The 23,885-nt window shown below is 63.8% G+C and carries 18 protein-coding genes and 1 pseudogene; 13 read left to right on the top strand and 6 right to left on the bottom strand.

Annotation, left to right across the window (positions count from 1 at the left end):
- The first annotated feature begins 697 nt into the window (after positions 1–697).
- Positions 698–2,431, top strand: coding sequence for an ABC transporter permease (locus AC1DSJ_RS29730; protein WP_175172087.1), 1,734 nt, complete (start codon positions 698–700; stop codon positions 2,429–2,431).
- 8 nt (positions 2,432–2,439) lie between these two features.
- On the top strand, positions 2,440–3,735 hold the full coding sequence (locus AC1DSJ_RS29735) for an ABC transporter ATP-binding protein (protein WP_054428146.1): 1,296 nt from the start codon (positions 2,440–2,442) through the stop codon (positions 3,733–3,735).
- Positions 3,736–3,809: 74 nt separating this feature from the next.
- Here the strand turns inward: AC1DSJ_RS29735 and lpxO are convergent, their stop codons facing one another.
- A complete protein-coding gene (lpxO, locus tag AC1DSJ_RS29740; RefSeq protein WP_441372742.1) occupies positions 3,810–4,709 on the bottom strand; it encodes a lipid A hydroxylase LpxO in 900 nt (299 codons plus the stop codon).
- A gap of 129 nt (positions 4,710–4,838) precedes the next feature.
- Between lpxO and dnaE the strand changes: the two genes are divergently transcribed.
- Genes dnaE through AC1DSJ_RS29775 form a run of 7 tightly spaced genes read left to right on the top strand, consistent with a single transcriptional unit; the run spans position 4,839 to position 14,008 of the window.
- Positions 4,839–8,330: a DNA polymerase III subunit alpha gene (gene dnaE / locus AC1DSJ_RS29745; RefSeq protein ID WP_054428148.1), complete on the top strand. Its 3,492-nt coding sequence runs from the start codon at positions 4,839–4,841 to the stop codon at positions 8,328–8,330.
- Positions 8,330–9,430 carry a glycosyltransferase family 4 protein gene (locus AC1DSJ_RS29750; protein ID WP_054428149.1) on the top strand — a complete coding sequence of 367 codons (1,101 nt, stop codon included), beginning with the start codon at positions 8,330–8,332 and terminating at the stop codon, positions 9,428–9,430. Before dnaE ends, AC1DSJ_RS29750 begins: the two co-directional genes overlap by 1 nt.
- Positions 9,427–10,275 (top strand): polysaccharide deacetylase family protein, encoded by an 849-nt coding sequence (locus AC1DSJ_RS29755; RefSeq protein ID WP_476760457.1) that lies wholly within the window; start codon positions 9,427–9,429, stop codon positions 10,273–10,275. Before AC1DSJ_RS29750 ends, AC1DSJ_RS29755 begins: the two co-directional genes overlap by 4 nt.
- Positions 10,272–11,024 carry a glycosyltransferase family 2 protein gene (locus AC1DSJ_RS29760; protein ID WP_054428151.1) on the top strand — a complete coding sequence of 251 codons (753 nt, stop codon included), beginning with the start codon at positions 10,272–10,274 and terminating at the stop codon, positions 11,022–11,024. The genes AC1DSJ_RS29755 and AC1DSJ_RS29760 overlap by 4 nt, the downstream gene beginning before the upstream one ends.
- Positions 11,021–12,145 (top strand): glycosyltransferase, encoded by a 1,125-nt coding sequence (locus AC1DSJ_RS29765; protein ID WP_054428152.1) that lies wholly within the window; start codon positions 11,021–11,023, stop codon positions 12,143–12,145. Before AC1DSJ_RS29760 ends, AC1DSJ_RS29765 begins: the two co-directional genes overlap by 4 nt.
- An 8-nt stretch (positions 12,146–12,153) precedes the next feature.
- Positions 12,154–12,879 carry a polysaccharide deacetylase family protein gene (locus AC1DSJ_RS29770; RefSeq protein ID WP_175172096.1) on the top strand — a complete coding sequence of 242 codons (726 nt, stop codon included), beginning with the start codon at positions 12,154–12,156 and terminating at the stop codon, positions 12,877–12,879.
- Complete coding sequence (locus AC1DSJ_RS29775) at positions 12,854–14,008, top strand: glycosyltransferase family 4 protein (protein WP_175172098.1); 1,155 nt, start codon at positions 12,854–12,856, stop codon at positions 14,006–14,008. Before AC1DSJ_RS29770 ends, AC1DSJ_RS29775 begins: the two co-directional genes overlap by 26 nt.
- Positions 14,009–14,203: 195 nt before the next feature.
- Here the strand turns inward: AC1DSJ_RS29775 and AC1DSJ_RS29780 are convergent, their stop codons facing one another.
- The 3 genes from AC1DSJ_RS29780 to AC1DSJ_RS29790 are packed head-to-tail and all read right to left on the bottom strand — an operon-like array spanning position 14,204 to position 16,234.
- On the bottom strand, positions 14,204–14,485 hold the full coding sequence (locus tag AC1DSJ_RS29780; RefSeq protein WP_420840204.1) for a YkgJ family cysteine cluster protein: 282 nt from the start codon (positions 14,483–14,485) through the stop codon (positions 14,204–14,206).
- Positions 14,482–15,246 (bottom strand): YdcF family protein, encoded by a 765-nt coding sequence (locus AC1DSJ_RS29785; RefSeq protein ID WP_054428155.1) that lies wholly within the window; start codon positions 15,244–15,246, stop codon positions 14,482–14,484. Before AC1DSJ_RS29785 ends, AC1DSJ_RS29780 begins: the two co-directional genes overlap by 4 nt.
- A gap of 16 nt (positions 15,247–15,262) precedes the next feature.
- Positions 15,263–16,234, bottom strand: a complete 972-nt coding sequence (locus AC1DSJ_RS29790) for a glycosyltransferase family 9 protein (RefSeq protein ID WP_441372744.1) — start codon at positions 16,232–16,234, stop codon at positions 15,263–15,265.
- Between the two features lie 106 nt (positions 16,235–16,340).
- Here AC1DSJ_RS29790 and msbA point away from each other — a divergent pair, with 106 nt between their 5' ends.
- From msbA to AC1DSJ_RS29810, 4 genes and pseudogenes are all read left to right on the top strand, one after another.
- Positions 16,341–18,116, top strand: a complete 1,776-nt coding sequence (msbA, locus tag AC1DSJ_RS29795) for a lipid A export permease/ATP-binding protein MsbA (RefSeq protein ID WP_054428157.1) — start codon at positions 16,341–16,343, stop codon at positions 18,114–18,116.
- 190 nt (positions 18,117–18,306) lie between these two features.
- Entirely contained in the window at positions 18,307–20,124 is a 1,818-nt protein-coding gene (locus AC1DSJ_RS29800; protein WP_175172109.1) for a monovalent cation:proton antiporter-2 (CPA2) family protein, read from the top strand.
- Between the two features lie 123 nt (positions 20,125–20,247).
- The gene (locus AC1DSJ_RS29805) at positions 20,248–20,478 is read left to right on the top strand and encodes a hypothetical protein (RefSeq protein WP_054428161.1); all 231 of its coding nucleotides are present in this window, start codon (positions 20,248–20,250) and stop codon (positions 20,476–20,478) included.
- Between the two features lie 227 nt (positions 20,479–20,705).
- A pseudogene (locus AC1DSJ_RS29810) lies at positions 20,706–21,041 on the top strand (diguanylate cyclase); the annotation flags it as partial.
- Between the two features lie 6 nt (positions 21,042–21,047).
- Here the strand turns inward: AC1DSJ_RS29810 and AC1DSJ_RS29815 are convergent.
- Positions 21,048–21,749, bottom strand: coding sequence for a DUF3053 domain-containing protein (locus tag AC1DSJ_RS29815; RefSeq protein WP_054428160.1), 702 nt, complete (start codon positions 21,747–21,749; stop codon positions 21,048–21,050).
- 214 nt (positions 21,750–21,963) lie between these two features.
- On the bottom strand, positions 21,964–23,427 hold the full coding sequence (gene rng, locus AC1DSJ_RS29820; RefSeq protein ID WP_054428162.1) for a ribonuclease G: 1,464 nt from the start codon (positions 23,425–23,427) through the stop codon (positions 21,964–21,966).
- Positions 23,428–23,885: the final 458 nt, after the last annotated feature.

The raw sequence follows: 23,885 nt of genomic DNA on the forward strand, positions 1-23,885 counted from the left end.
CAAGACGGTATCCAAGACGGTATCTTCGGATTCCGTCGGGCGCATCGAGGTTGCGCGCCGTCAGGGCCACCGCGCCGACGGGCTGCCGCCGTCTTGGATCGGTACGCTGCTAGGGGGTGCCTTAGTGACGAGTGCTGCGGGGCCCGCCGAGTGCCGGCCGCGCGGGCGGCCTTACTCGGCATACGCATTGGCGGTCGATCGGGGTGGTGGTCGCTTTCGCGAATTTGTAGAGCCACACGCGAAGCGGCCACCGCAACGACGCAAGACAACGCGTAAGCCCCCCAAGGCCGCCCGCGCGGCCGGCCGGGGGCGGGCCCCGCAAGATCTTCCACCACCCAAAACTTCGTGGTGAGAACCCTAAGAAAGCCGGTCTCCCCCGCTGACGTCAGATTGCAACTTCCTGAGCCCGTGGTGTCGGGGGCCTGGGGTGCGCGGGGCGTCGATAAGCCCGAGGGAATCTGAAGGGAAGGCCGAAGGCCTGGACGAAGATGACGACGGGGAAGTCCGGAGCGAAGGCTCCGGACCGCAATCGTTGCCCCGCGCACCCCAGGCCCCCGACACCGCGGGCGTCACAAGAACCCTCCTCGTCCCAACAACCCTCCCCAAAAAAAACCACAACCCCCCAATTCAGACCCCCGTCATCTCGTTATGCTCCAATTCGCTGGCCCCTCTCACCGCGCCCTGGAACATCCCCAACATGTTCGAGTTATTCACCCCCCGGACTCGTTCGAAGCCCGGCTCCCGTTCCACCCCGAATCGCTGGGACTGGGCGCTCTTACCCCTGGTGTTGGGCGTGCTGGCCGTCATGGCTTACGGGGCGTCTCAGATGAGCCGTCCCTTCGCCCTCGGTGAAGAACTGCCTATCTCGCTGGACCCGGTCTATCTTCCGTATTACCTCCTGCGCACCATCCTCCGGATGTTCACCGCGCTGGGCTTCTCCCTGTTGTTCAGCTTTGTCTTCGCCGCCATCGCCGCCAAGTACCGCACGGCCGAGAAAGCGATGATTCCCATGCTGGACATCTTGCAGTCCGTTCCCATCCTGGGATTCCAGGCCATCGCCATCGCGCCGTTCATCGCGTTGTTTCCCGGCAATCTGCTGGGTGTTGAATGCGCCGCCATCTTCGCCATCTTTACGTCCCAAGCCTGGAACATGGCGTTCAGCCTGTATCAATCCATGCGGACGGTACCGGCTGAACTGCACGAAGCCGCGCGGATATTCCGGCTGTCCGGATGGCAGCGGTTCTGGCGCCTGGAGCTGCCCTACGCCACGCCGGGGCTGCTGTGGAACATGATGATGTCCATGTCGGGCGGCTGGTTCTTCCTGGTCGCGGCCGAAGCCATTTCGGTGGCGGGGCAAGACATCAAGTTGCCCGGCATCGGGTCGTACATCGCTGTCGCCATCCAGGCCGAAGACGGCCACGCCATCGCCTGGGCCATCGGCGCGATGATGGCGGGCATCCTGCTATACGACCAACTCTTCTTCCGCCCGCTGCTGGCCTGGGCCGACAAATTCCGGTTCGAGGAATCGCAGGGCGACGCCGCGCAGCAGTCGTGGCTATTGGACTGGACGCGGCGCAGCCGCTGGATGCAAGCGGTGTCGAACGCTTTCTGGGCCGCCATGCGGCGTGCGCTGGGCTGGTTCAGCGTGTCTTACGACGGCACCTCCATCCGCGCTCGCGCCAAAGCGCCCGATCCGCGCTGGACCCGCGTGTGGGATGCCTTGCTCGCGGCCGCCGCCTTGCTCGCGACCTACAAGCTCGTGGTGTTCGTACACGAAGACGTGGGTTGGGGCGAAGTGCTGCATGTGCTGGGGCTGGGCGGCATTACGCTTGTGCGCGTCATGCTGCTGATTGGGCTGGCGTCGCTGGTCTGGGTGCCGGTGGCCGTCTGGATMGGGTTGCGTCCCCGGTATTCGCAGCGCGTCCAGGCGGTGGCGCAGTTTCTGGCCGCGTTTCCGGTCAACCTGCTGTTTCCGGCCGTGGTGTACGTCATGGTGGCCTGGCAGTTGAACCCCAACATCTGGCTCAGCCCGCTGATCATCTTCGGCACCCAGTGGTACATCCTCTTTAACGTCGTCGCCGGCGCGTCCACCATCCCCAACGAATTGCGGCTGGCGGCGGACAACCTCGGGTTGAAAGGGTGGCTGCGCTGGCGCCGGGTCTACCTGCCCGCCGTCTTTCCCAGCTTCATCACCGGCGCCATCACCGCCAGCGGCGGGTCGTGGAACGCCAGCATCGTGGCCGAATACGTGTCGTGGGGCAAAACCTCGCTGGTTGCCGACGGCCTGGGCAGCTACATCAAGCAGATGACCGAGCAGGGCGACTTTCACCGCATCGCGCTGGGCATTGGCGTGATGTGCGTCTTCGTGATGCTGTTGAATCGATTTTTCTGGCGCAAGCTGTATCTGCTGGCCGAAGACCGCGGCCGCTAGGAGTTGTCATGAATCCCAACGTCCTGATCGAACTGCACGACGTCGGCAAGTCTTTCCGCGCCGCCGATGGCACCGCGCGCCATGTGCTCGAACACGTGGATTTCACCTTGAAGGAAGGCGAGATCGTGGCCTTGCTGGGCAAGTCCGGGTCGGGCAAGTCCACCTTGCTGCGCATCATGGCCGGGCTGGTCAACGCCGACCAAGGCACGGTCACGTACCGCGGCCAGCCGGTGTACGGGCCGGCCGCGGGCATTTCGATGGTGTTCCAGTCGTTCGCCTTGTTCCCGTGGCTGACCGCGCAGCAGAACGTCGAGCTGGGGCTGGAAGCCCAGGGCGTGCCAGCAGCCGAGCGCGCGAAGCGGGCTGACGCCGTGCTGGACTTGATCGGCCTGGGCGGTTTTGGCGGCGCCTTGCCGCGCGAACTGTCGGGCGGCATGCGCCAGCGCGTGGGCATCGCGCGTGCGCTGGTCATGAACCCCGACGTGCTGTTGATGGACGAAGCGTTCTCGGCGCTGGACGTGCTGACCGGCGAAACCCTGCGTGACGACATGCTGGAGCTCTGGGACGAAAGCCGTATTTCGACCAAGGGCATCCTGATCGTGTCGCACAACATCGAAGAAGCCGTGATGATGGCCGACCGCATCATCGTGTTCGACAGCGACCCAGGCCGGGTACGCAGCCAGATCATGATCGGATTGCCGCGTCCGCGGGACGCTGATTCGCCGCAGGTGCGCGCGCTGATCGACGAGGTCTACGCGCTGATGACGATGCGTCCGGCGCACGGCGTGCCCACGCCGCGTCAGCAAGGTCTGGGCTATCGCTTTCCGCAAACGGAAGTCGACCGCATGGAGGGCGTGCTGGATGTGTTGGCGGAGGCGCCGTTCAATGGCCGCGCCGACTTGCCCAAGCTGGCCGAAGAAGCCGAGATTGCGGATGACGACTTGCTGCCCGCCTGCGAAGCGCTGGGCCTGTTCGGCCTGGCGCAGATTGATCGGGGCGACATCTTCCTGACGCCGCTGGGCCAACGCTACGTGCAGGCGGATCAAAGCCAGAAGCAGGCCATCTTCGGGCGCCAATTGCTGGCGCACGTGCCGCTGGCCGCGCACATTCGCCACAGCCTGGAACAAGAACCTACGGGCGCCTTGCCCGAAAAGGACTTCCTGAATTCGCTGGAAGAATTCTTGAAGCCCGACGAAGCCGAGCGGGTCATGAAGATTGCGGTGGAGTGGGGCCGGTACGGCGAAATCTACGGGTACGACTACCACACCGGCCTGTTGACGCTGCCGGAGCGCGAGCCGGTTTGAGATCAGGAAAAAAGAAAGCGGCCCCGCGCAGGGGGCCGCTTTTTGGGGCGAGATGAAGGCCGAAGTCTGCTGGTTTACAACGCGATGAAGCCGAGGATAACCAGCGCGATCAAGCCGAACTTGGTGGCTTTGTAAACGGTGCGGTTCCAGGTCTTGAAGGCCTTGCGCTTCTGGTCGATGACGTAATGCGCGTGCGTCAGCTTGTTGATGGCGCCGGTCTGGTCGTTGCCGTCGTTGGGCGAACTGGCGGCCGACATGACGACGCGTCCGAACCAGCGGTTGAAGGCTTCGGCCCAGCGCCACTTCAGCGGGCGTTCCACGTCGCAGAACAGGATGATGCGGTTCTGGTCGGTGTGGTTATAGGCTTCGTGCACGTAGGTTTCGTCGAACACCACGCTTTCGCCATCGCGCCAGCTATAGGATTCGCCGTCGACGATGATGTGGCAGCGGTTGTCGTTCGGCGTGACCAAGCCCAGGTGGTAGCGCAATGAGCCCGCGAACGGGTCGCGGTGCGGGTTCAGCTGGCCGCCGGGGGGCAGCTCGGCGAACATCGCGGCCTTGACCTTGGGCAGCGTCTTCAGAATGGCGACAGTCTTGGGGCAGAGTTCTTCGGCTGACGGGTGGCGGGCGTCATACCACTTCAGGTAGAAGCGCTTCCAGCCGTACTTGAAGAAGGAATTGAAACCAATGTCGTTGTGGGAGTCGGCCGCCTTGATGCGGCGCAGCTCGGCCATTCGCACGGCTTCTTCGCGGATCGTTTCCCAGTTGTCGTCCAGCACCTTGAGTTCGGCGATTTCGCTCGTTGTCAGGTAGGGCGTAGAGGGCACGCGCGAGGTCAACACCATGAAGGCGTTGATCGGGGCCAGCAGTACCGAGTGGTCCAACATTTGCCGGCCCAGCGGCAGTTTGACTCGGCCTCGGAAGTGGGCGAACAGGATGGCGGCCAGCCAGATCCCGGGGATTAACCATTTCATAACGTATTCGTTGTCCTGCGACAGAAGGGTCAGGTCTACCTAGTATTGTTACACAAGGTCCGTGGTGCGCCCTTTGCGGAATCTCAGACGCATCCGCTTGGACCGTGATCCCTAGGTACAATTCCCGCTATGTCCGAAGCCGTAACAAATCCGCCCCCCTTTGTGCATCTGCGCGTTCACTCCGAGTTTTCGGTTGTGGACGGCATTGTGCGCATTTCCGACCTTATCAAGCGCGTCGCCAAGCTGGGCCAGCCCGCCGTGGCGCTGACCGATCTGTCGAACCTTTTTGGCCTGATCAAGTTCTATAAAGGCGCGCGCGGCGCGGGGGTCAAGCCCATCGCGGGTTGCGATGTCTGGCTGACCAATGACGACGATCCCGCCAAGCCTTTCCGCTTGCTCTTGCTGGTGCGCAACCACCAGGGCTACCTGAACCTGTGCGAACTGCTGTCCAAGGCCTTCCTGACAAACCAGGGCAAGGGCCGCGCGGAGATCCGCCGCGAATGGCTGCAAGGGCAAGAGGGCCTGATCGCCCTGTCGGGCGGGCGCATGGGCGACGTGGGCCAGGCGCTGGACGCCGGCAACGCCGTCTCCGCGCTGGCGCTGGCGCGCCAATGGGCGCACCTGTTTCCGGGCAGCTACTACATTGAGCTGCAACGCGCCGGCATGGACGGCGACGAGGCCTATACCCAAGCCGCCATGCGGCTGGCGGGCGAAGCCGGCCTGCCGGTGGTGGCCACGCACCCGGTGCAGTTCCTGGACGAATATGAATTCCAGGCGCACGAGGCCCGCGTCTGCATCGCCGAAGGCGAAATACTGGCCAACCCGCGCCGCGTGCGCCGGTTCACCAAAGAGCAATACCTGCTCAGCTCCGAAGAAATGGCCCGGCGTTTCGCCGACGTGCCCTCGGCGCTGGCCAACACGGTTGAAATTGCCAAGCGCTGCAACCTGAGCCTGGTGCTGGGCAAGCCGCGCCTGCCCAACTTCCCCACGCCCGAAGGCGTGACGCTGGACGACTATCTGGTCCAGCTGTCGGAAGAGGGCCTGGAAAAGCGCATGGCGTTCCTGTTCCCCGACGAGGCCGAACGCGAGTCCAAGCGCGAGCAGTACTACGAACGCCTGCGCTGGGAATGCAAGACCATCATCCAGATGGGCTTTCCGGGTTACTTCCTGATCGTTCAAGACTTCATCAACTGGGGTAAGAACAACGGCGTGCCGGTGGGGCCGGGACGGGGCTCGGGCGCGGGTTCGCTCGTGGCGTACGCGCTGGGCATTACCGACCTGGACCCGATTCGCTATGACTTGCTGTTCGAGCGCTTCCTGAACCCCGAACGGGTTTCCATGCCCGACTTCGATATCGACTTCTGTCAGGACAACCGCGAACGCGTCATCGACTACGTCAAGGAAAAATACGGCCGCGCCGCCGTGAGCCAGATCGCCACGTTCGGCACGCTGGGCGCGAAAGCCGTGGTCCGCGACGCCGGCCGCGTGCTGGACATGCCCTATATGTTCTGCGACGGCCTGTCCAAGCTGATCCCGTTCAACCCGATGGACCCCTGGTCGCTGGAACGCACCCTGAAGGACGAACCCGCCTTCAAGGACCGCTACGAACAGGAAGAAGAAGTGCGCGCGCTGGTCGACCTGGCCAAGCCGCTGGAAGGCCTGACCCGCAACATCGGCATGCACGCAGGCGGCGTGCTGATTGCGCCCGGCAAGCTCACCGACTTCTGCCCGCTGTATTGCCAGCCGGGCCAAGAGAACAGCGCGGTGTCGCAGTTCGACAAGGACGACGTCGAAGCCGCCGGCCTGGTGAAGTTCGACTTCCTGGGCCTGCGCAACTTGACCATCCTGGACTGGGCCGTGCGCTACGTGCGCCAGTTCAACGCCGACAAGCGCGACTTCGACGTCATGGCGCTCGAACTCGACGACCCGGCCGCCTACAAGATTCTGTGCGACGCCAACACCACGGCCGTGTTCCAGCTGGAATCGCGCGGCATGAAGGAACTGCTGAAGAAGCTGCGGCCGAACACGTTCGAAGACATCATCGCCATGCTGGCCCTGTATCGTCCGGGGCCGCTGGAATCGGGCATGGTGGACGACTTCGTCAACCGCAAGCACGGCCGCGCCGCGGTGGACTACTTCCACAACGACCTGGAAGGCACCCTGAAGAGCACCTACGGGGTCATCGTCTACCAGGAACAGGTGATGCTGATCTCGCAGATCATCGGGGGCTACTCGCTGGGCGGCGCCGACCTGCTGCGCCGCGCCATGGGCAAGAAAAAGCCTGAGGAAATGGCCAAGCACCGCGAGCTCTTCGAGCAAGGCGCCAAGGAAAAGGGCCACGACCCGGACCTGGCCGTCAAGCTGTTCGACCTGATGGAAAAGTTTGCGGGCTACGGCTTCAACAAGTCGCACTCGGCCGCTTACGCGCTGATTTCCTACCAGACCGCCTGGCTCAAGGCCTATCACCCGACCGAATTCCTGGCCGCCACCATGTCGTCCGATATGGACGACACCGACAAGGTCCAGATCTTCTGCCGCGACGCCCAGGACAACGGCGTGGAAGTGCTGCCGCCGGACGTCAACTTCTCGGGCTACCGCTTCGAACCGGTGGCCGACAAGCACACCGAAAAGGGCAAACCGCCGCGCACCATGCGCTACGGCCTGGGCGCCGTCAAAGGCACGGGGCAGGGCGCTGTCGAAGACATCCTGCGTGCGCGCAAGGAAGGCGGCCCGTTCCTGAACCTGTTCGACTTCTGCCGCCGCGTCAGCAAGAACGCCGTCAACCGCCGCACGATCGAAGCGCTGATCAAGGCCGGCGCGTTCGACACCATCGAGCCGAACCGCGCCGCGATGCTGGCCTCGGTGCCAACCGCCATGGAAGCCGCCGAACAAGCGGCCCGCAGCGCCAACCAGGCGTCGCTGTTCGGTGACGACAGCAGCGATGTGGTGGCTGGCGAATTGGCCAAGGTTGCCCCGTGGGACCTGCACAAAAAGCTGACCGAAGAAAAGTCGGCGCTGGGTTATTACTACAGCGGCCACTTGTTTGACGCGTGGCGCGACGAAGTGCGCCGCATCGTGCCAATGCAGCTGGCGCGCGTGGAACCGCAACGCGACCTGCAATGGATGTGCGGCGTGCTGGCCAGCGTGCGCGTCATGATGACCCGCCGCGGCAAGATGGTGTTTGCCGTGCTGGACGACGGCACCGCGCAGGTGGAAATCTCGGTGTTCAACGAACTCTACGAGAAGCACCGCAACCGCTTGCGCGAAGACCAGTTGGTCATCGTCCAGGGCAAGGTCAGCAACGATGACTACTCGGGCGGCATGCGCATCGTGGCCGAACAGCTGTACGACCTGCAACTGGCTCGCGAAGCGCGCGCCAAGTCGCTGCGCGTCACGCTCAACGGCTCGGCCGACGCCGCGCGTTTGCGCCAGATGCTGAATCCATTCCGGGCTGAACCCGAGAACGGCATCCCCGGCGTGCCGGTCGATATTGTCTACACCAAGAATAATTTTCTGTGCACGGTCCGGCTGGGCGAAGAGTGGCGCGTTCGCATGGCCGACACCCTGCTCGACAATCTGAACGCCTGGACCAAACCCAATGGGGTTGAGGTGACCTATTGATGCAACAACTGCGTATCGTGCATTCTGAAGCGGCCACCAGCTTTGGCGGTCAGGAAGGGCGGATCTTCAAGGAAATGACGGCCATGCGTGCGCGCGGCCATCATGTTGAAGCCATCTGCCAATCCCGGGCCATGCTGGTCGAACGGCTGTCAGACGCGGGGTTTACCGTGCACAAAGTCGACATGGACGGACCCGTCAACTACCTGAAGGGCGTGGCCGCCGTGCGCGGCATCCTGAAGGAAGGGCGCTTTGATGTGCTCAATACGCACAGCCGGCGCGACACGGTCATTGCGGCGATGGCCGGCCGGCTGGCCGGTACGCCCCTCATCGTCCGCACGCGCCACCTGTCCAACAAGGTGGGGTCGATGTGGTCCTACACGTGGCTGCCGCACCGGGTCACTACGGTCAGCGACCACGTGCGCCACTACCTGATCGAGCGTGGTGTGCCGGCAAACCGGGTGGCGACCGTGTATTCGCCCATCGTGTTGCCGGCGCCGGTCGAACACTCGACCCTGCGCGATGAACTCGGGCTGGCCGATGACGACATCGTCGTGGGCTGCGTGGCCGTCATGCGCGCCACCAAAGGCCACAAGGATCTGATCGACGCGATGGTTCCGCTGATGACCAGCCGGCCCAAGCTGCACCTGGTGTTCATCGGGGGCGGTTCACCCGTCTTCGAGCAAACGCAGGATTACATCGCCCAACTGGGCTTGCAGCATCGCATCCATCTGATGGGGATGCGCCGTGATGTGCCTAACCTGTTGGCCGGATTCGACGTGTTTGCGCTGGCCACGCAGCAGGAAGCGTCGGGCACCGTGTACGTCGAAGCCCAGGCCAGCGGTCTGCCGGTGGTGGGCACCAATGTGGGCGGCGTATCGGAAATGTTCCGCGACGGCGTTACGGGCATTCTGGTGCCGCCGAAGAATCCTGAAGCCTTGACCAACGCCTTGCAACGGCTGATTGACGACCCGGACCTGCGCCATCGCATGGGCGAGGCCGGCCGCAAGATGGTTTGGGAAGAGGCCGTGTTTTCGCCCGCCCGGCTGGCCGAATCGACGGAAGCGGTGTACCTGAAATGGCTGGCGGAGCGCGGCGCATGAATGCGCCCAACGTTCCTGTGCTGATGTACCACCATGTCACCCCCGCGGGCGGCATGATTGCGGCAACGCCGGACGTCTTCGAGGCTCAGGTCTCGCGTCTGGCGCAGGCAGGTTATCAATCGTTGTCCGCGGCTCAGTTCGCCGCTTATCTGGCAGGCGGCGCAGCGCCCGAGCGTTCGGTGCTGATCACGTTCGATGATGGCTATCTGAATAACTGGGTGCACGCGCATCCCATCCTGGCGCGCCATGGCATGCGCGCGGTGTTGTTCACCATCACGGGTTGGATCGGCGACGGCCCCGTGCGGCCGCATGCGGGGCAGGGCGGCGCCTTGCCCGCCACGCCCGATCACGACGCCTGTAAACAATTGGTGGCCGCGGGCCGCACCGACGAGGCCATGCTGCGTTGGAGCGAGATCGAAGCCATGCAGGCGGCCGGCACGTTCGAATTCCATTCCCATACGCACACCCACACGCGCTGGGACAAAGTCTGCGGCGCCGATGTCAACGCCAAGCGCGCCCATATCGCACAAGAACTGCACGACTCGCGCGACACCCTTGTGCGCCGCCTGGGGGCCGTCAGTGATCACCTGTGCTGGCCGCAAGGCTATTTCGACGCGGACTATGTGGACGCGGCGCGCCAGGCCGGTTTCGCGCACTTGTACACTACCGACCCTTTTGGCYAGAACACGCCCGGCGCGGACCCCGAACACATCTATCGTTTCGCGGTGCGCAATCAAGGCGGAACCTGGTTGAACCGGCGCATCTGGCTGTCGCGCGACCCGTTCTGGGGGCCGCGCTATCACGCCTGGAAAGCCTGGAAAAAGCGTCTTAGGAATCGCGGATGAAGCTATCAGTCATCATCATCACCAAGAACGAAGCGGCGAATATTGCCGCTTGCCTCAAGTCCGTGGCCTTCGCCGACGAATTCATCGTGGTGGATTCGGGCAGTACCGATGGCACGGTCGAACTGGCGCAGGCGCTGGGCGCGCGTGTCGAGATCACGCCTGACTGGCCCGGCTTCGGTCCGCAGAAAAATCGCGCGCTGGACTTGGCCACTGGCGATTGGGTGCTGTCCATTGACGCCGACGAACGCGTCACGCCCGAGCTGGCCCGCGAGATCCAGGACGTGCTGGCGAACCCGCGCGCCGACGCCTACGAGATTGCGCGCCTGTCCAACTTTTGCGGAAAAGACATCCGCCATAGCGGCTGGTGGCCCGACTACGTCTTGCGCTTGTTCAAGCGCGGCACGGCGCGGTTTACGGATGCCGCCGTGCATGAACGCGTGGTGCCGGCCAACGGCCAGCCCCTGAAAATGCAGGGCTATTTCAATCACTACCCCTACGACAACCTGGACGCGCTGATCAACAAGGTCAACCGTTATTCGTCGGACGCCGCTGCGATGATGTACGCCAAAGGGCGTCGCACCTCGGTCTTTGGCGCGCTGGGCCATGGCTTCTGGACGTTCGTGCGCATCTACCTAATCCGTCGCGGCTTCCTGGATGGCCGGCACGGTCTGGTGCTGGCGGTGACGGCAGCGGCGGGCAGCTTCTTCCGCTATTCCAAGCTGATGTTCCTGGCCGAGAAGCAGAAGTGAAAATCCTGTACACGAACTTCCACGCCAACAACGGCGGGGGGCACGTCACCTACATCATCAACCTGGCGAAGGCGCTGGCGCGCAGTCACGAGATCACCGTGGCCGCGCCGCCCACGAGCCGCCTGTACCGCTACGCTCGCGCCATTCCCGGCGTGACCGTCGTAGACATGCTGTACACCACGCGCCCGTCGTCCTGGTTCAAGGACCGCGCGAAGCTGCGCCGCCTGATCAAGACGGGGCGTTTCGACATCATTCACGCCAACGGTTCGGCCGACCACAAGCAGGTCATGCTGGCCACGCTGGGCATGGCGCGCCGCCCGCGCATCGTCTTCACCAAGCACAACGACCACCCGCTTGCCAGCTTCGGCCACAAGCTGCGTGTGGCGCTGGCGACTGACCACAGTATTGCGGTCAGTGACTACGTGCAGGGGCTGATGCAGCAGTCGCCCTACCGCAAGCGTCCCATCACGACCATCCGCCACGGCATCGACACGAATTTCTTCGCGCCGCCGCCGCCCGAAAGCCTGGACAAGTTGCGCGCGCTGATCTTCGGCCCCGACTGGCAGGGCAAGCTGTTGCTGGGGAGCGCGGGCGGTACCGATTACGACAAGGGGTGGCTGGACCTGGTAGCGGCAGTTGCCGCCTTGCCCCCCGCGGACAAGGCCCGCGTGTTGCTGATGGTGGCGGGCGACCCGCCGTCGGAAGCCAAGCTGGCGCGCGTGCGCGAACTGGGCATGATCGACCAGGTGCGTTTTCCGGGCCTGCTGGACGATGTGCGCGCCGCGCTGGCGTCCTGCCACGCTGGCTTCGTATTGTCGTACCGCGAAGCGCTGTCGTTCGCCTGCCGCGAGATCATGGCGCTGGGTTTGCCCGCGCTGGTGAGCAACGCGGGCGGCCTGCCTGAAAACGTCACCGACGGCGTTGACGGCTGGATCGTGCCGGTGCGTGATGTGGCTGCCATGACGGACAAGTTGCGCTTCATGCTGGACCATCCCGACACGGTGCGCGCGATGGGTGCGAAGGCCCGCGAGACCGCCTTGCGCGACTTCAACCTTGATCGTTTCGCCTCCGCCACAGTCGAGGTCTACCAGCGTACGCTGGATGGACGCCCGGGCCTATAATCCGGCCTATGTCTATCCCCATTCTTATGTACCACCAGATCGGCGAGCCTAATCCCAAAGGCACGCCGTTTCGTGGGCTGACCGTGCACCCCGACAGCTTCGCGCGCCAAATGCGCTGGATGCGCCGCCTGGGGTATCGCGGTTTGTCGATGCGCGATGTCATGCCCTATGTGCGCGGCGAGCGTCAGGGCAAGGTGTTCGGCATTACGTTCGATGACGGCTATCGCAACGTGCACCACAACGCGATGCCCGTGCTGACCGAACTCGGTTTTACCGCCACCAACTATTTCGTGGCGCGCCAGTTCGACGGCGGCAACGTCTGGGATTTGCAAAAGGGCATTCCCTTTTCGGCGCTGATGACCGTGGGCGAAATGCGTGAATGGGCCCAGGCCGGCAACGAGGTTGGCTCGCATACGCTGGACCACGTGCACTTGCCCGAAATGTCGCCCGACGAGGCGCGGCGCCAGATCGTCGAATCCAAGGACGAACTGGAACAGGCGCTGGGCGCGCCCGTGACGGCCTTCTGCTATCCCTACGGCGATCACGGCCCCGAACATCGCGCCATGGCGCGCGAGGCCGGCTACGACAACGCCACGCTGACCCAGCGCGGCCTGGCTGCGGCATCCGACGATCCGTTCGGTCTGCCTCGGGTGACGGTGGCGCGTTCCACCAACATCATCCGCTTCCTTCAGAAGTGCCTCACCCGGTATGAAGACACCCGCCGGCGCCGCTGAGCGGCGGCTTCGCATCGCGCTGTTGGTCGACCGCTTCGGCAACCGCTTCGGAGGCGCCGAGGCCTATGGCGTGGAGCTGATGCGGGTGTTGGGCCAGCGGCACGATGTGTCCATCGTCGCGCGCGATTTCGACAGCGACCTGCCGTTTCCGTTTCTGCCCGTCCGTTTTCCGGGTTGGCTGCCCAGCTGGATGCGCGTGCTGTATTTTGCGTGGCGCGCCGACCGCCTCACGCGCGGCCGCTTCGACATCGTGCACTCGCATATGAACGGCTGGGCCGGAGAAATCCAGGTCATGCACGTGACGCCGGTTCGCTACAACCGCGTCACCCGCGTCAAGCCGCTCAAGCGCGTCACCGCCTGGCTAAGCCCGCGTCTGGCGACCTATCTGCTGCTTGAAAAGCTGCGCGTGCGCCGTGCGTCCGGCCGGCGCGTGGTGGCGGTGTCGGGCTTGATCATGGACCAGTTGCACCGCAGCTACGGCCAGGAGCTGCCCGTGGATATCATCGCGCCCGGGGTCAAGCTGCCGTCGGATGATATGGCGGCGGGACGCGAGGCAACCCGCGCCCGTCTGGGCTGGGATGCCGGCACGGTTGGCTGCCTGCTGGTGGCGCGCAACCCCTTGCGCAAAGGTCTGCCCGCCTTGCTGGATGCGCTGGCGCAGTTGCCGTCGCATTACAAGCTGCTGGTCGTGGGGGCCGATGCGCCGACCCGGGATCGGGTTCGTGCGGCCAACGGTATCGCGCACCGCGTCACGCTGGTTGATCCCACTCCTGAAGTTGCCCAGTATTTCAGCGCGGCGGACATTTATGCGCACCCCACGCTGAACGACAGCTACGGCATGGCGCCGCTTGAGGCAATGTCGCATGGGCTGCCGGTTGTGGTCAGTTCACCGGCGTACTGCGGCTTTGCGCAGTACCTGTCGGCGGGCAAGGACGCGTTGATCCTGCAAGATCCGCGAGACGGCGCGCAACTGGCGCAGGCGTTGGAACGGCTGGGTTCGGAACCGGCGCTGCGGGCGGCGTTGACCGAACGCGGCCTGGAGATCGCGCGGGATCAGAGCTGGGAAACGGTGGCTGCGCGGTACGAGGCGCTGTACGACAAGGTGCTGGACGCGCGCAAGCAGGCGTGACGCAAGGAAGGCGACGCAAGCTAGGGTGACGCAAGGAAGGTGAACCAAGCAAGGGGTGATCCAAGCAAGGTGACCCAAGCAAGGGTGATCCAAGCAAGGGAGACCCAAGTAAGGGTGACCCAAGCAAGGGTGACCCAAGTAAGGGTGACCCAAGCAAGCGTGAAGCAAAGACGGGCGGCGCAGAAACGCGTGGCTTCAGCGCCCCGGCGCCGTCGCTCTTTCCAGATCCCCTAACCACAAAATGGCGTGTTCGCGGGTCGGGCCGCACATCTCGTGTTGCGGCTGTAGCCCGCCGCAGAAATCTGGCCGGCCAGGCTGGCCGAAGATCGCGCAGCGCATGTCCGGCAGCAACTGAATACAGGGCACGCCTGCCGGCTTGCCTTCCGGCATGCCCGGAATCGGCCGGGTGATCGACGGCGCGATGCAACAGGCGCCGCATCCCGCCCGGCATTCCAGGGCGGCCGCCGTCAGGCTCATACCCATCCGCGCAACCAATAGACGAACAGGCCCGCGTATTCCTTGATGATGGAGCGGCTGGCGTCGAACGTGCGCTGGTCAGGCACCCACAGCGACAACGACCCATCCGCAGGCGCGACGATTTGCGGCGGAGCCGGGGCGGCGATGGCTTCCACGCCCTGCTTGGAAAATGCCGCCATGGCGCGCGGCATATGCAATGCGGACGTCACGAGCAGCACCTTTTCGATACCGCGCGACTTGAGCGCGTCCTCGGTCAAGGCGGCGTTTTCATACGTGGTGCGGCTGGAGTTTTCCAGGATCAGGGCCGACTCGGGCACGCCTTGCTGGCGGATGGCATGCGCCATGCCACGCGCTTCGCTGACATCGCCTTCCAGCGCGCCGCCGGACAGCAGCACCTTGGGCGCGCGGCCGGCCAGATACAACTGGGCAGCGGTGTCCACGCGGACCACGGCCGTGTCCTTGTCATAGGGCAGGAACCAGTTGGCGCGCCCGTTGGCGGTGTTGCCGCCCAGCACGACGATGGCGTCGGCGGTGGGGGACTCGGTAGGAGGCAGGTGCGGATAGCGGCTTTCCAGCGCGCCGCCCAGCCATAGCGAGGTGGCCGGCAGCGACCAGGCCAGCGCCCAGAGTAAGCCGGCGGCGATGATGGCCCCGCCGGTCTTGCGTAGCCGGAACCAGCCCAGCACCAAGCCGACGATGACCAACGTCACGCACAAGTTGTAGGGAATGATCAGATTTGCAAGGTAGCTGGAAAGGGGCATGTGAAAACTATCCTGATTACTTCGTCTCGCCCAGCAGGGTCATCGCCTGCTGTTGAACTGCTTCGACGGACGGCCAAGCTTCTTCCGACCCGACGCAAACCGCACGCGGCGACCACGGGCCCGTTCGTCCCGGGCGGGTCACGCCAAACAGCGCGAGCTCCCGGGCGGAGGCCGCCGCGGCGACGTGCGAGACGCCAGAATCGTTACAAATCACCAGCGATGCCCGAGCCGTCAATGCGGCAAAGGCGCCCAGCGACAAGGGAGGCAGCAATTGCGCCGTCGGTGCATTGCGCCGCGCCTCGTCGGTTTCGGCCGGAGGGGGGCACATTACCACGGTATGGCCCTGGGCTTGTAAGGCGCGCGTCAGTGTATCGAATCCGGGCCAGACCTTGATCTTGCCCTTGTGCAGGCCGGTGGCGGTGGGAGCGATCAGCACGAAGCGTTGCGCAACCAGGCCGGCTGCCGCCAACGCCTGGTCGGCCACCTGTTGGTGCGCCGGCGTCAAAGGCAGGTCCAGCGTCGGGCCTGGCTGGGCGGGGCCGGCGGGCAGCCCCCAGCGGGTGAGCGCCTGGCGGGTCAGGTAATGCCAGGACTGCACGGCATGCAGCGAGTCATCGGGTTTGGCCACGGGCCAGCGCAGCAGAAAGCTGCGGCCATCGTCCCGATAACCCGCGGACGGCAGGCCCGCCAGCCGGAACACCAGCGCGCTGGATAGCGAGTCGGGCAGCAGCAGGCCCCGGGCGCGGCGCCCCAGGGCGCCCAAGCTGCGCCGATGGGCGCTGACGGCGGCGCGGTCGGGGCCGACCTTGCCGCGCATGGGAATGAAGTCCTGCTTGGCCACGCCATCAAGCAGGTCGCGGGCCCAGGGGCGCGCGCAGATCACTAGCGGCAAGCCGCTGGCGTGCAGCGCATGCAGGCTGGGCAGGCTCATGCAGACGTCGCCCACCCAATTGGGCAACCGGACGTATAAACAACTGATATCGGACATGGGTGGGCGTGTGGCTATTTAGGCTGAAATGGGGTGGGGCGGCAGAGCGCGTTGGCGCGTAGCCAGTACAATCCTGGGCACAATTGTATAAAAGCGAGTGCTCCCTTTGAATTCTGCCGCACGCAACACCCCCGCGGATTCCCACCCCGTCAAAGCTGAACTCTGGAGCCGGATCTACAGCCGCGTGGGTTCCTACTGGAAGGGCTTGTTGCTGGCCGTCCTGTTGATGGCGGGCGCAGCGGCCACGCAGCCGGTGCTGGCCGTCATTATGAAGCCCTTGCTGGACGGCGGCTTCTCCGGGTCCAAACCTTATTACGTCTGGGCCTTGCCGCTGGCCGTCGTCGGCCTGATCCTGTTGCGCGGCATCTGCAACTTCTTCAGCGATTATTTGCTGGCCTGGGTGGCCAACAATGTGCTGCTGGGCATGCGCCGCGACATGTTCGAGCGCCTGCTGGGCCTGCCGGATGCCGACTTCAAGCGCGGCGACACCGGCCGCCTGCTCAACCGCTTCACCATCGACGCCGGCAACGTCACGGGCTACGCCACCGACGTCATTACGGTGCTGGTGCGCGAAACCCTGGTCGTGATCGCGCTGATCTGCGTGCTGCTTTACATGTCGTGGGTGCTGACGCTGATCATCCTGGTCATGCTGCCCGTGTCGGTCCTGATCTCGCGCTTCTTCATCAAGCGCCTGCGCCGCATCAACCGCGACACCGTCAACATGAATGCCGAACTGACTCGGGTGGTCGGCGAGGGCATCGACGGCCAGCGCGTCATCAAGCTGTTCGACGGTTTTGAAGTCGAGCGCGGCCGTTTCGATTTCGTCAGCCGCCGCCTGCGCCGCTACGCCATGCGCACCGCCACGGCGGATGCCGCCCTGACGCCGCTGACGCAGGTCTGCATTTCAATTTCCGTGGGCGCCGTCATCGCGGTGGCGCTCAGCCAGGCCAACAGCGGTTCGCTGACGGTGGGCAGCTTTGCCTCGTTCATGGCCGCGCTGGCGCAGATTTTCGACCCCATCAAGCGCCTGACGAACGTTGCCGCCCGCATGCAGAAGATGCTTGTATCGGCCGAAAGCGTATTCACGCTGATCGACCAGACGCCCGAAAAAGACACCGGCACCAAAGAACTGCCCGAACCCGTGCGCGGCAAGGTTGAGTTCCGCCACGTCAAGCATCGCTTCCCCGATGCCGAGCGCGACACCGTCAACGACATCTCGTTCATCGTTGAACCCGGCCAGACCGTGGCCTTGGTGGGCCGGTCAGGCAGCGGCAAGACCACGCTGGTCAATATGCTGCCGCGCTTCGTGCTGCCCGACAGCGGTTCGATTCTGGTGGACGACACCCCCGTTGACGAACTGACGCTGCGCAGCCTGCGTTCGCATCTGTCTCTGGTCAGCCAGGACGTGGTGCTGTTCGATGACACCATCGCCGCCAACGTCGGCTACGGCGCGTTGGGCAAGTCCAGCGAGCAAAAGGTGCGCGACGCCCTGGCGGCCGCCAACCTGCTGGAATTCGTGGAAGGCCTGCCGCAGGGCATCAACACGCCGGTCGGCGAAAATGCGGCCCGTTTGTCGGGCGGCCAGCGCCAGCGTCTGGCGATTGCCCGCGCGCTGATCAAGAACGCGCCCATCCTGATCCTCGACGAAGCCACCTCGGCGCTGGACAACGAGTCCGAACGCCAGGTTCAGGCCTCGCTGGAACGGCTGATGAAGGGGCGCACCACGCTGGTCATTGCCCACCGCCTGTCCACGGTGCAGAACGCCGACCGCATCATCGTGCTGGACGCTGGCAAGATCGTCGAACAAGGCCCCCACGCCGAGCTCCTGGCCGCCAACGGCCTGTATGCCTCGCTCTACAAGATGCAATTCCGCGACGACTGATCGCGAAATCCGCCACTCCCCAACCGCCGCGTCCTGATCGCGGCGGTTTTTTTTATCGTCCCGCCCGGCCTGCCGCCGCTGGGGATTGCCAATTTCCTGATTGCCAATCCCCCGGTTTGCCGGAAAATGGGGCAAGCCCGCCTGCGGCGCTTTCGGCGCCCTGGGCCTGCGTGCAAACCAGGAGCGCCTTATGGCTCTGCCTATCGAAGGCAATCAACTCGTCAACGTCGTCGTCCTGCTGGGCGCGGCGGTCATTGCCGTCCCTTTGTTCAAGCGTCTTGGGCTGGGCTCCGTACTGGGCTATCTGGCGGCGGGTCTTGCCATCGGCCCGTTCGGCATTGGCTTCTTTTCCGATCCCAAATCCATCTTGCACGTCGCCGAACTGGGCGTCGTGATGTTCCTGTTCATCATCGGGCTGGAAATGCAGCCGTCGCGGCTCTGGAAGCTCAGAGGCGAAATCTTCGGCCTGGGCGTGGCCCAGGTGCTGGCCTGTGGCGGCCTGCTGACGGTAGTGGGCTTGTTGGCCGGCCTGTCCGGCCCGGCAGCGTTCATGGCGGCGATGGGCTTTGTGCTGTCATCCACGGCCATCGTCATGCAGATTTTGGGCGAGCGCGACGAGAGCACCAGCGCGCAGGGCCAGCGCATTGTCTCCATTTTGTTGCTGGAAGATCTGGCCATCGTGCCCTTGCTGGCGTTGGTGGCCTTGCTGGCGCCGGCCGGCACCACCGACCACGGCGACCCCTGGACGCAATCCGCCATTGCAGTGGGCTGCATTCTGGCGCTGCTGGCCGCGGGCCGGTGGCTGCTGAATCCGTTGTTCCGCTTGTTGGCTGCGGCGCATGCGCGCGAGGTCATGACCGCCGCCGCGCTGCTCGTCGTGCTGGGGGCGGCGCTGTTGATGGAGTTGGGTGGCTTGTCCATGGCCATGGGGGCGTTCCTGGCTGGGGTGCTGCTGTCCGAATCCACCTTCCGTCACCAATTGGAAGCCGAAGTCGAACCCTTCCGGGGAATTTTGCTGGGCCTGTTCTTCCTGGGCGTGGGCATGTCGCTGGACTTGTCCGCCGTGGCGCGCGAATGGCCGCTCATTCTGGCGGCTGTCATCGTCTTCATGCTGGTGAAATCCGTGGGCGTGTATGCCGTGGCGCGTTTGCTGCGCGCGTCGCATGCCGAAGCGGTGACGCGGGCGGCGCTGTTGGCTCAGGGCGGCGAGTTCGCTTTCGTGCTGTACGGCGCGGCGGCCGCAGCCGGCATTTTCGATGCGCACACGGGCGCGGTCCTGACCGCCGTTGTCATCATTTCCATGGCGCTGACCCCCTTATGCGTGTTGTCGTTGCGCTGGTTGTTGCCCAAACCGGTTCCGTCGATGGAAGGCGTGGACGTCGCCCGGGATTTGGACGGCTGCGCGCTGATCGTCGGTTTCGGCCGTTTCGGCCAGATCGTCACCCAGGCGATGCTGGCTCGCGACTTGAAAGTGTCCATTCTCGACATCGACACGGACGCGATCCGGGCTGCTGCCAAGTGGGGCGTCAAGGTCTATTACGGGGACGGAACCCGCATCGACATGCTGCGCACCGCGGGCGGCGAGCACGCCTGCGCCATTCTGATCTGCATCGACAACCCGCAGGCCGTGAACCACATGGTCAAGCTGATCAAATCGGAATTCCCGTTGGTGCGGGTCGTGGTGCGCGCCTATGACCGCATCCATTCCCTGGCCTTGGCCAAGGAAGGGGTGGATTACCAGGTGCGCGAAACCCTGGAATCCGCGCTGGTGTTCGGCGAGGCTGCGCTGCGCGCCATCGGCGTGCCGGCGGACGAGGCCGCAGAAGTGGTCGAAGACGTCCGCCGCCGTGACACCGAACGTTTTGACCTGGAAGTGGCAGGCGGGCTGTTTGCTGGCCGGTCGTTGCTGTACGGAAACATGACCGGCCCCGCCGATGGCAGGAATGACAAGCCTGATCGCGAGGCCGCCGGCGAGGCGCTGGTTAACCCGGTCAATCCGCCGGCCTGAGCGCACTATTTCCGGTCCTTTGCATTACTTTACGAATCATTTCACGCGCAAGTCAGACAGACTGCGGTAGATTGGTTCGCACTGACTCTTCATTGATGAAGAGCATTTGCCAAGGGGGCTGCCATGCTGCAATCAGACCGGAGTTTCACGACGCCGCACGCTGTCGGTGTTGAGCTTGCCCGACGCCAGGCCTTGGCGTTGCAGTGCGGATTTTCGGCGGGCGCGATGCGCCAGCTGATGTCGCTGACAGGCGGAGCGGGTACCGCCTGGGCGATCAATGCGCACCGCGAGACGGACAAGGCACGTGGCGTTCGCGCCTTCCCCTTCCGCATCGCTGCGACCGCGGTGTCGTAAGGGAACCTCCGGGCGCGGCGCGTCCGGAGTTCAGGCGGCGGGTAGGGCGTCGCTCGACGGCTTGTCATCAGCTCGACGCCTTGTCATCAGCTCGACGCCTGATGATCATCATCTTTCACCGATACGTGTTCTTGCGCCCCTGATTTTTCGGCGCGCGGTGTTGATCGCGCCGGTCACGCTGGCGTTGTTCCAGTCCGTGATGGCGCAGATCGTGCTGTCACCAAAAGGGCGACGAACTGTTGAAGAAGCTGGCGTTGGCTTTGAAGAACAAAGCGCGCCGGCCTCGTGATCTGGCGGCGCACTATGGGGGCGAAGAGTTTGTGATGCTGCTGCCGCACACGACGCTTCAGCGCGCGGTGGCCATCGCCGAGAGCATACGGCGCGCCGTTGCAGATTGGCGCGTTCCGCACGAAGACAGTGAGGGCGGTATCGTTACCGTCAGCATCGGCGCCGCCACCGCGATACCCGGGCAGGGCGATGCGGCGGCGAGTCTTGTTGTAGCGGCCGATGCCGCCGTCTACCGGGCCAAGGCGGCGGGGCGCAACCGCGTCGAGGCCGCTTGATGGGGTTTAACGGCCCAGCATCAGCGCCTGCATGCGCGTGTGCGCCTGTTGCAGGTTTTTCGCTTGTGCGTTCAGGTCTTGCAGCATCTGGTTCAGCTCGGCTTGCACGGCCGGGTCCTGCACCTTGACGATTGCACCCGAGATTTCGATTTGCGCTTTGTGCGCCTCGACGTAATCGGCAATCTTCAGGCTGCTGTCGAACGTCGCGTTCAGTTGCGGCAGCACATCGCGGAACGTGTCCGCCGGCAGGCTGACGGTTTTTTCGTAGGCCTTGTCGTACACGGCCTTCAGGTCATCGGGCTGTTTGAGCTGCGCGCGGGCAGCATCTGCGCGGGCTTGCTGCTCTTTCAACGCCGCACCCATGTCGTTCAGCGAAGCTTGCACCGCTTTCAGGTCGTCGCGCCGCGTCACGATGTCATTCAGCGAACGCACGGCGCCTTTCTGCATGATGCCCGTCAGCGGCTTGACCGAGGTTTCCATGCTTGTATTGAAATCCGTGATCACCGCGTAGTGCGAGGCATAGTCGCCGATAGACTTCTGTTCCTCATCCGTCAGTTTGGGCACGCGCACGCCGGGCTTGTCGACGATGCGGGTTTGCAGGAACTGCGTGAACGCGGCCCGCTGCTCGGGTTCCTTGTCGCCGCAGCCAGCCAGAAGCAGCGGCAGCGCTGCAACCAGCACCAGGAACGGACGGAATAGGGACTTCATTGCATTAACCTCCGAAAGCAAAAGAAAAGGCGCTTCAAAGGGTTCGACCCTGCGAAGCGCCCGCGAGCTTATCGGCTACGACATCCCACCGCCATCCGTTTCAAACTTCATTGCAATCGAATCGTTAAGACACACAATCCGAACATATCGAATTGAACAGACCCCGGCAATCTGCTATCGCGCGAGGCGCGGCAGTTGGCGTTGCTGGCTGCGGTTATACGAGGATGATGTCGTACTTTTCCTGAGAGTACGTGCTCTCGACTTCCAGCGACACGCGCTTGCCGACGAAGTCGCCCAGCATCGCCAAGTGCTGGCTTTCTTCTTCCAGGAACAGATCAACGACGTCTTGAGACGCAAGGATGCGGAATTCCTTGGGATTGAACTGCCGGGCTTCGCGCAGAATCTCTCGCAGGATTTCATAGCAGACCGTACGCGGCGTACGCACATTGCCGCGCGATTCGCACATGGGGCAGGGCTCGCACAGCTGATGCGCCAGCGAATCGCGCGTGCGCTTACGCGTCATTTCCACCAGGCCCAGCTGCGTGAAGCCATTGACCGTCATGCGTGTGCGGTCGCGCGAAAGCGCTTTCTTCAGTTCAGCCAGCACGGTGTCGCGGTGTTCCTGTTCTTCCATGTCGATGAAGTCCAGGATGACAATGCCGCCCAAATTGCGCAGCCGCAACTGGCGGGCAATGGCTTGCGCCGCTTCCAGGTTGGTCTTGAATATGGTGTCGTCGAAATTGCGTCCGCCGACGAAGCCGCCGGTGTTCACGTCAACCGTGGTCAGCGCTTCAGTTTGGTCAATGATCAGATAGCCGCCCGATTTCAGATCCACGCGGCGCGAGAGCGCCCGGGCAATCTCGTCATCCACATTCGCCGTGTCAAACAACGGCCGCTCGCCGCTGTAGTGCTGAATGCGGCCAACGACAGAAGGCGTATACACGCGCGCCCATTCCAGCATGGCCGCACTGGTAGTGCGCGAGTCCACCAGAATCGTGCCCGTACCAGGCCCCACCATGTCGCGCAGCACGCGCTGGGCCAGCGTCAGATCCTGGTGAAGCAGGGCGGGGGCGGCCTGCGTGCGCGCCGACGCTTGAACGCTGGTCCACAGCTTGCGCAGATATTCCAGATCCGCCGTCAGCTCATCGTCATTGGCGCCTTCCGCCTGAGTGCGCACGATGAATCCGCCTTTCTCCTCGGCCGGCATCAGCGCTTGAAGCCGTTCGCGCAGCTGAATGCGCTCGGACTCAGAGTCAATTTTCTGGGAAATGCCGATGTGCGGATCGTGCGGCAGATACACCAGCATCCGCCCGGCAATGCTGATCTGGGTCGACAACCGTGCGCCCTTGGTGCCCAAAGGGTCCTTCACGACCTGGACCATGATGGTCTGTCCCTCGAAAAGCAGCTTTTCGATGGGGGTGGGCGTCAGTCCCTGCGTGCGTTCGCCGCGGTTTTCGCGCAAGTCAGCAATATGGATGAACGCGGCGCGCTCCAATCCAATATCAATAAAGGCGCTCTGCATGCCCGGCAGCACACGGACCACCCGCCCCAGATAGATATTGCCGACATGGCCCCGCTGGATGCTGCGTTCCACGTGCAGCTCCTGTACCGACCCCTGTTCCACCAGCGCAACGCGGGTTTCGAAGGGGGTAACGTTGATCAGGATATCTTCGCTCAGGGCGATGGCTGGGGGCATAGCGTGTTCGTCTCCAATTAGGTACGGCGTACAGGCGAATAGTAAACGTACCCCAACGGGAGGCAAGCTGGCCAAGGCAACTATCTATATATAGAGGGCAGGAAGGCGAGCTATGGAATGCGCTCTATATATAGAGCGCGGGCTTCGTCGCGCCCCGAGTCTTGAGATTCGAACAAATTTATTGCTTGCCACGGAAGACAAGCCAAAAACTTGTGCTATAGTCTCGCTCCTTCGCAGTTCAGACAGTTTTGAACCGCGAAGCCAAGGCAAGCGCAACAGGCCGAACGAGGGTCTCCAAAAGGGGAAACGAGCCAGGTCTGCCGCGAAGCGATCAGAAATGAGAGCCAAGCGGTTATTGCAAGGATTGCAGCAAATTAGGCAAAAGCCAGTTGCACAATCTGCAAAAATCGTGCTATAGTCTTGGGCTTGGCTGGTGATGT

The sequence above is a fragment of the Achromobacter sp. 01N37 genome (assembly GCF_056399725.1).

Bases quoted from the DNA above. Each gene is read 5' to 3' on its own strand.
- AC1DSJ_RS29735 (WP_054428146.1), top strand. From the start codon at position 2,440: ATGAATCCCAACGTCCTGATCGAACTGCACGACGTCGGCAAGTCTTTC.
- lpxO (WP_441372742.1), bottom strand. From the start codon at position 4,709: ATGAAATGGTTAATCCCCGGGATCTGGCTGGCCGCCATCCTGTTCGCC.
- dnaE (WP_054428148.1), top strand. From the start codon at position 4,839: ATGTCCGAAGCCGTAACAAATCCGCCCCCCTTTGTGCATCTGCGCGTT.
- AC1DSJ_RS29750 (WP_054428149.1), top strand. From the start codon at position 8,330: ATGCAACAACTGCGTATCGTGCATTCTGAAGCGGCCACCAGCTTTGGC.
- AC1DSJ_RS29760 (WP_054428151.1), top strand. From the start codon at position 10,272: ATGAAGCTATCAGTCATCATCATCACCAAGAACGAAGCGGCGAATATT.
- AC1DSJ_RS29770 (WP_175172096.1), top strand. From the start codon at position 12,154: ATGTCTATCCCCATTCTTATGTACCACCAGATCGGCGAGCCTAATCCC.
- AC1DSJ_RS29775 (WP_175172098.1), top strand. From the start codon at position 12,854: ATGAAGACACCCGCCGGCGCCGCTGAGCGGCGGCTTCGCATCGCGCTG.
- AC1DSJ_RS29780 (WP_420840204.1), bottom strand. From the start codon at position 14,485: ATGAGCCTGACGGCGGCCGCCCTGGAATGCCGGGCGGGATGCGGCGCC.
- AC1DSJ_RS29785 (WP_054428155.1), bottom strand. From the start codon at position 15,246: ATGCCCCTTTCCAGCTACCTTGCAAATCTGATCATTCCCTACAACTTG.
- AC1DSJ_RS29790 (WP_441372744.1), bottom strand. From the start codon at position 16,234: ATGTCCGATATCAGTTGTTTATACGTCCGGTTGCCCAATTGGGTGGGC.
- AC1DSJ_RS29800 (WP_175172109.1), top strand. From the start codon at position 18,307: ATGGCTCTGCCTATCGAAGGCAATCAACTCGTCAACGTCGTCGTCCTG.
- AC1DSJ_RS29805 (WP_054428161.1), top strand. From the start codon at position 20,248: ATGCTGCAATCAGACCGGAGTTTCACGACGCCGCACGCTGTCGGTGTT.
- AC1DSJ_RS29815 (WP_054428160.1), bottom strand. From the start codon at position 21,749: ATGAAGTCCCTATTCCGTCCGTTCCTGGTGCTGGTTGCAGCGCTGCCG.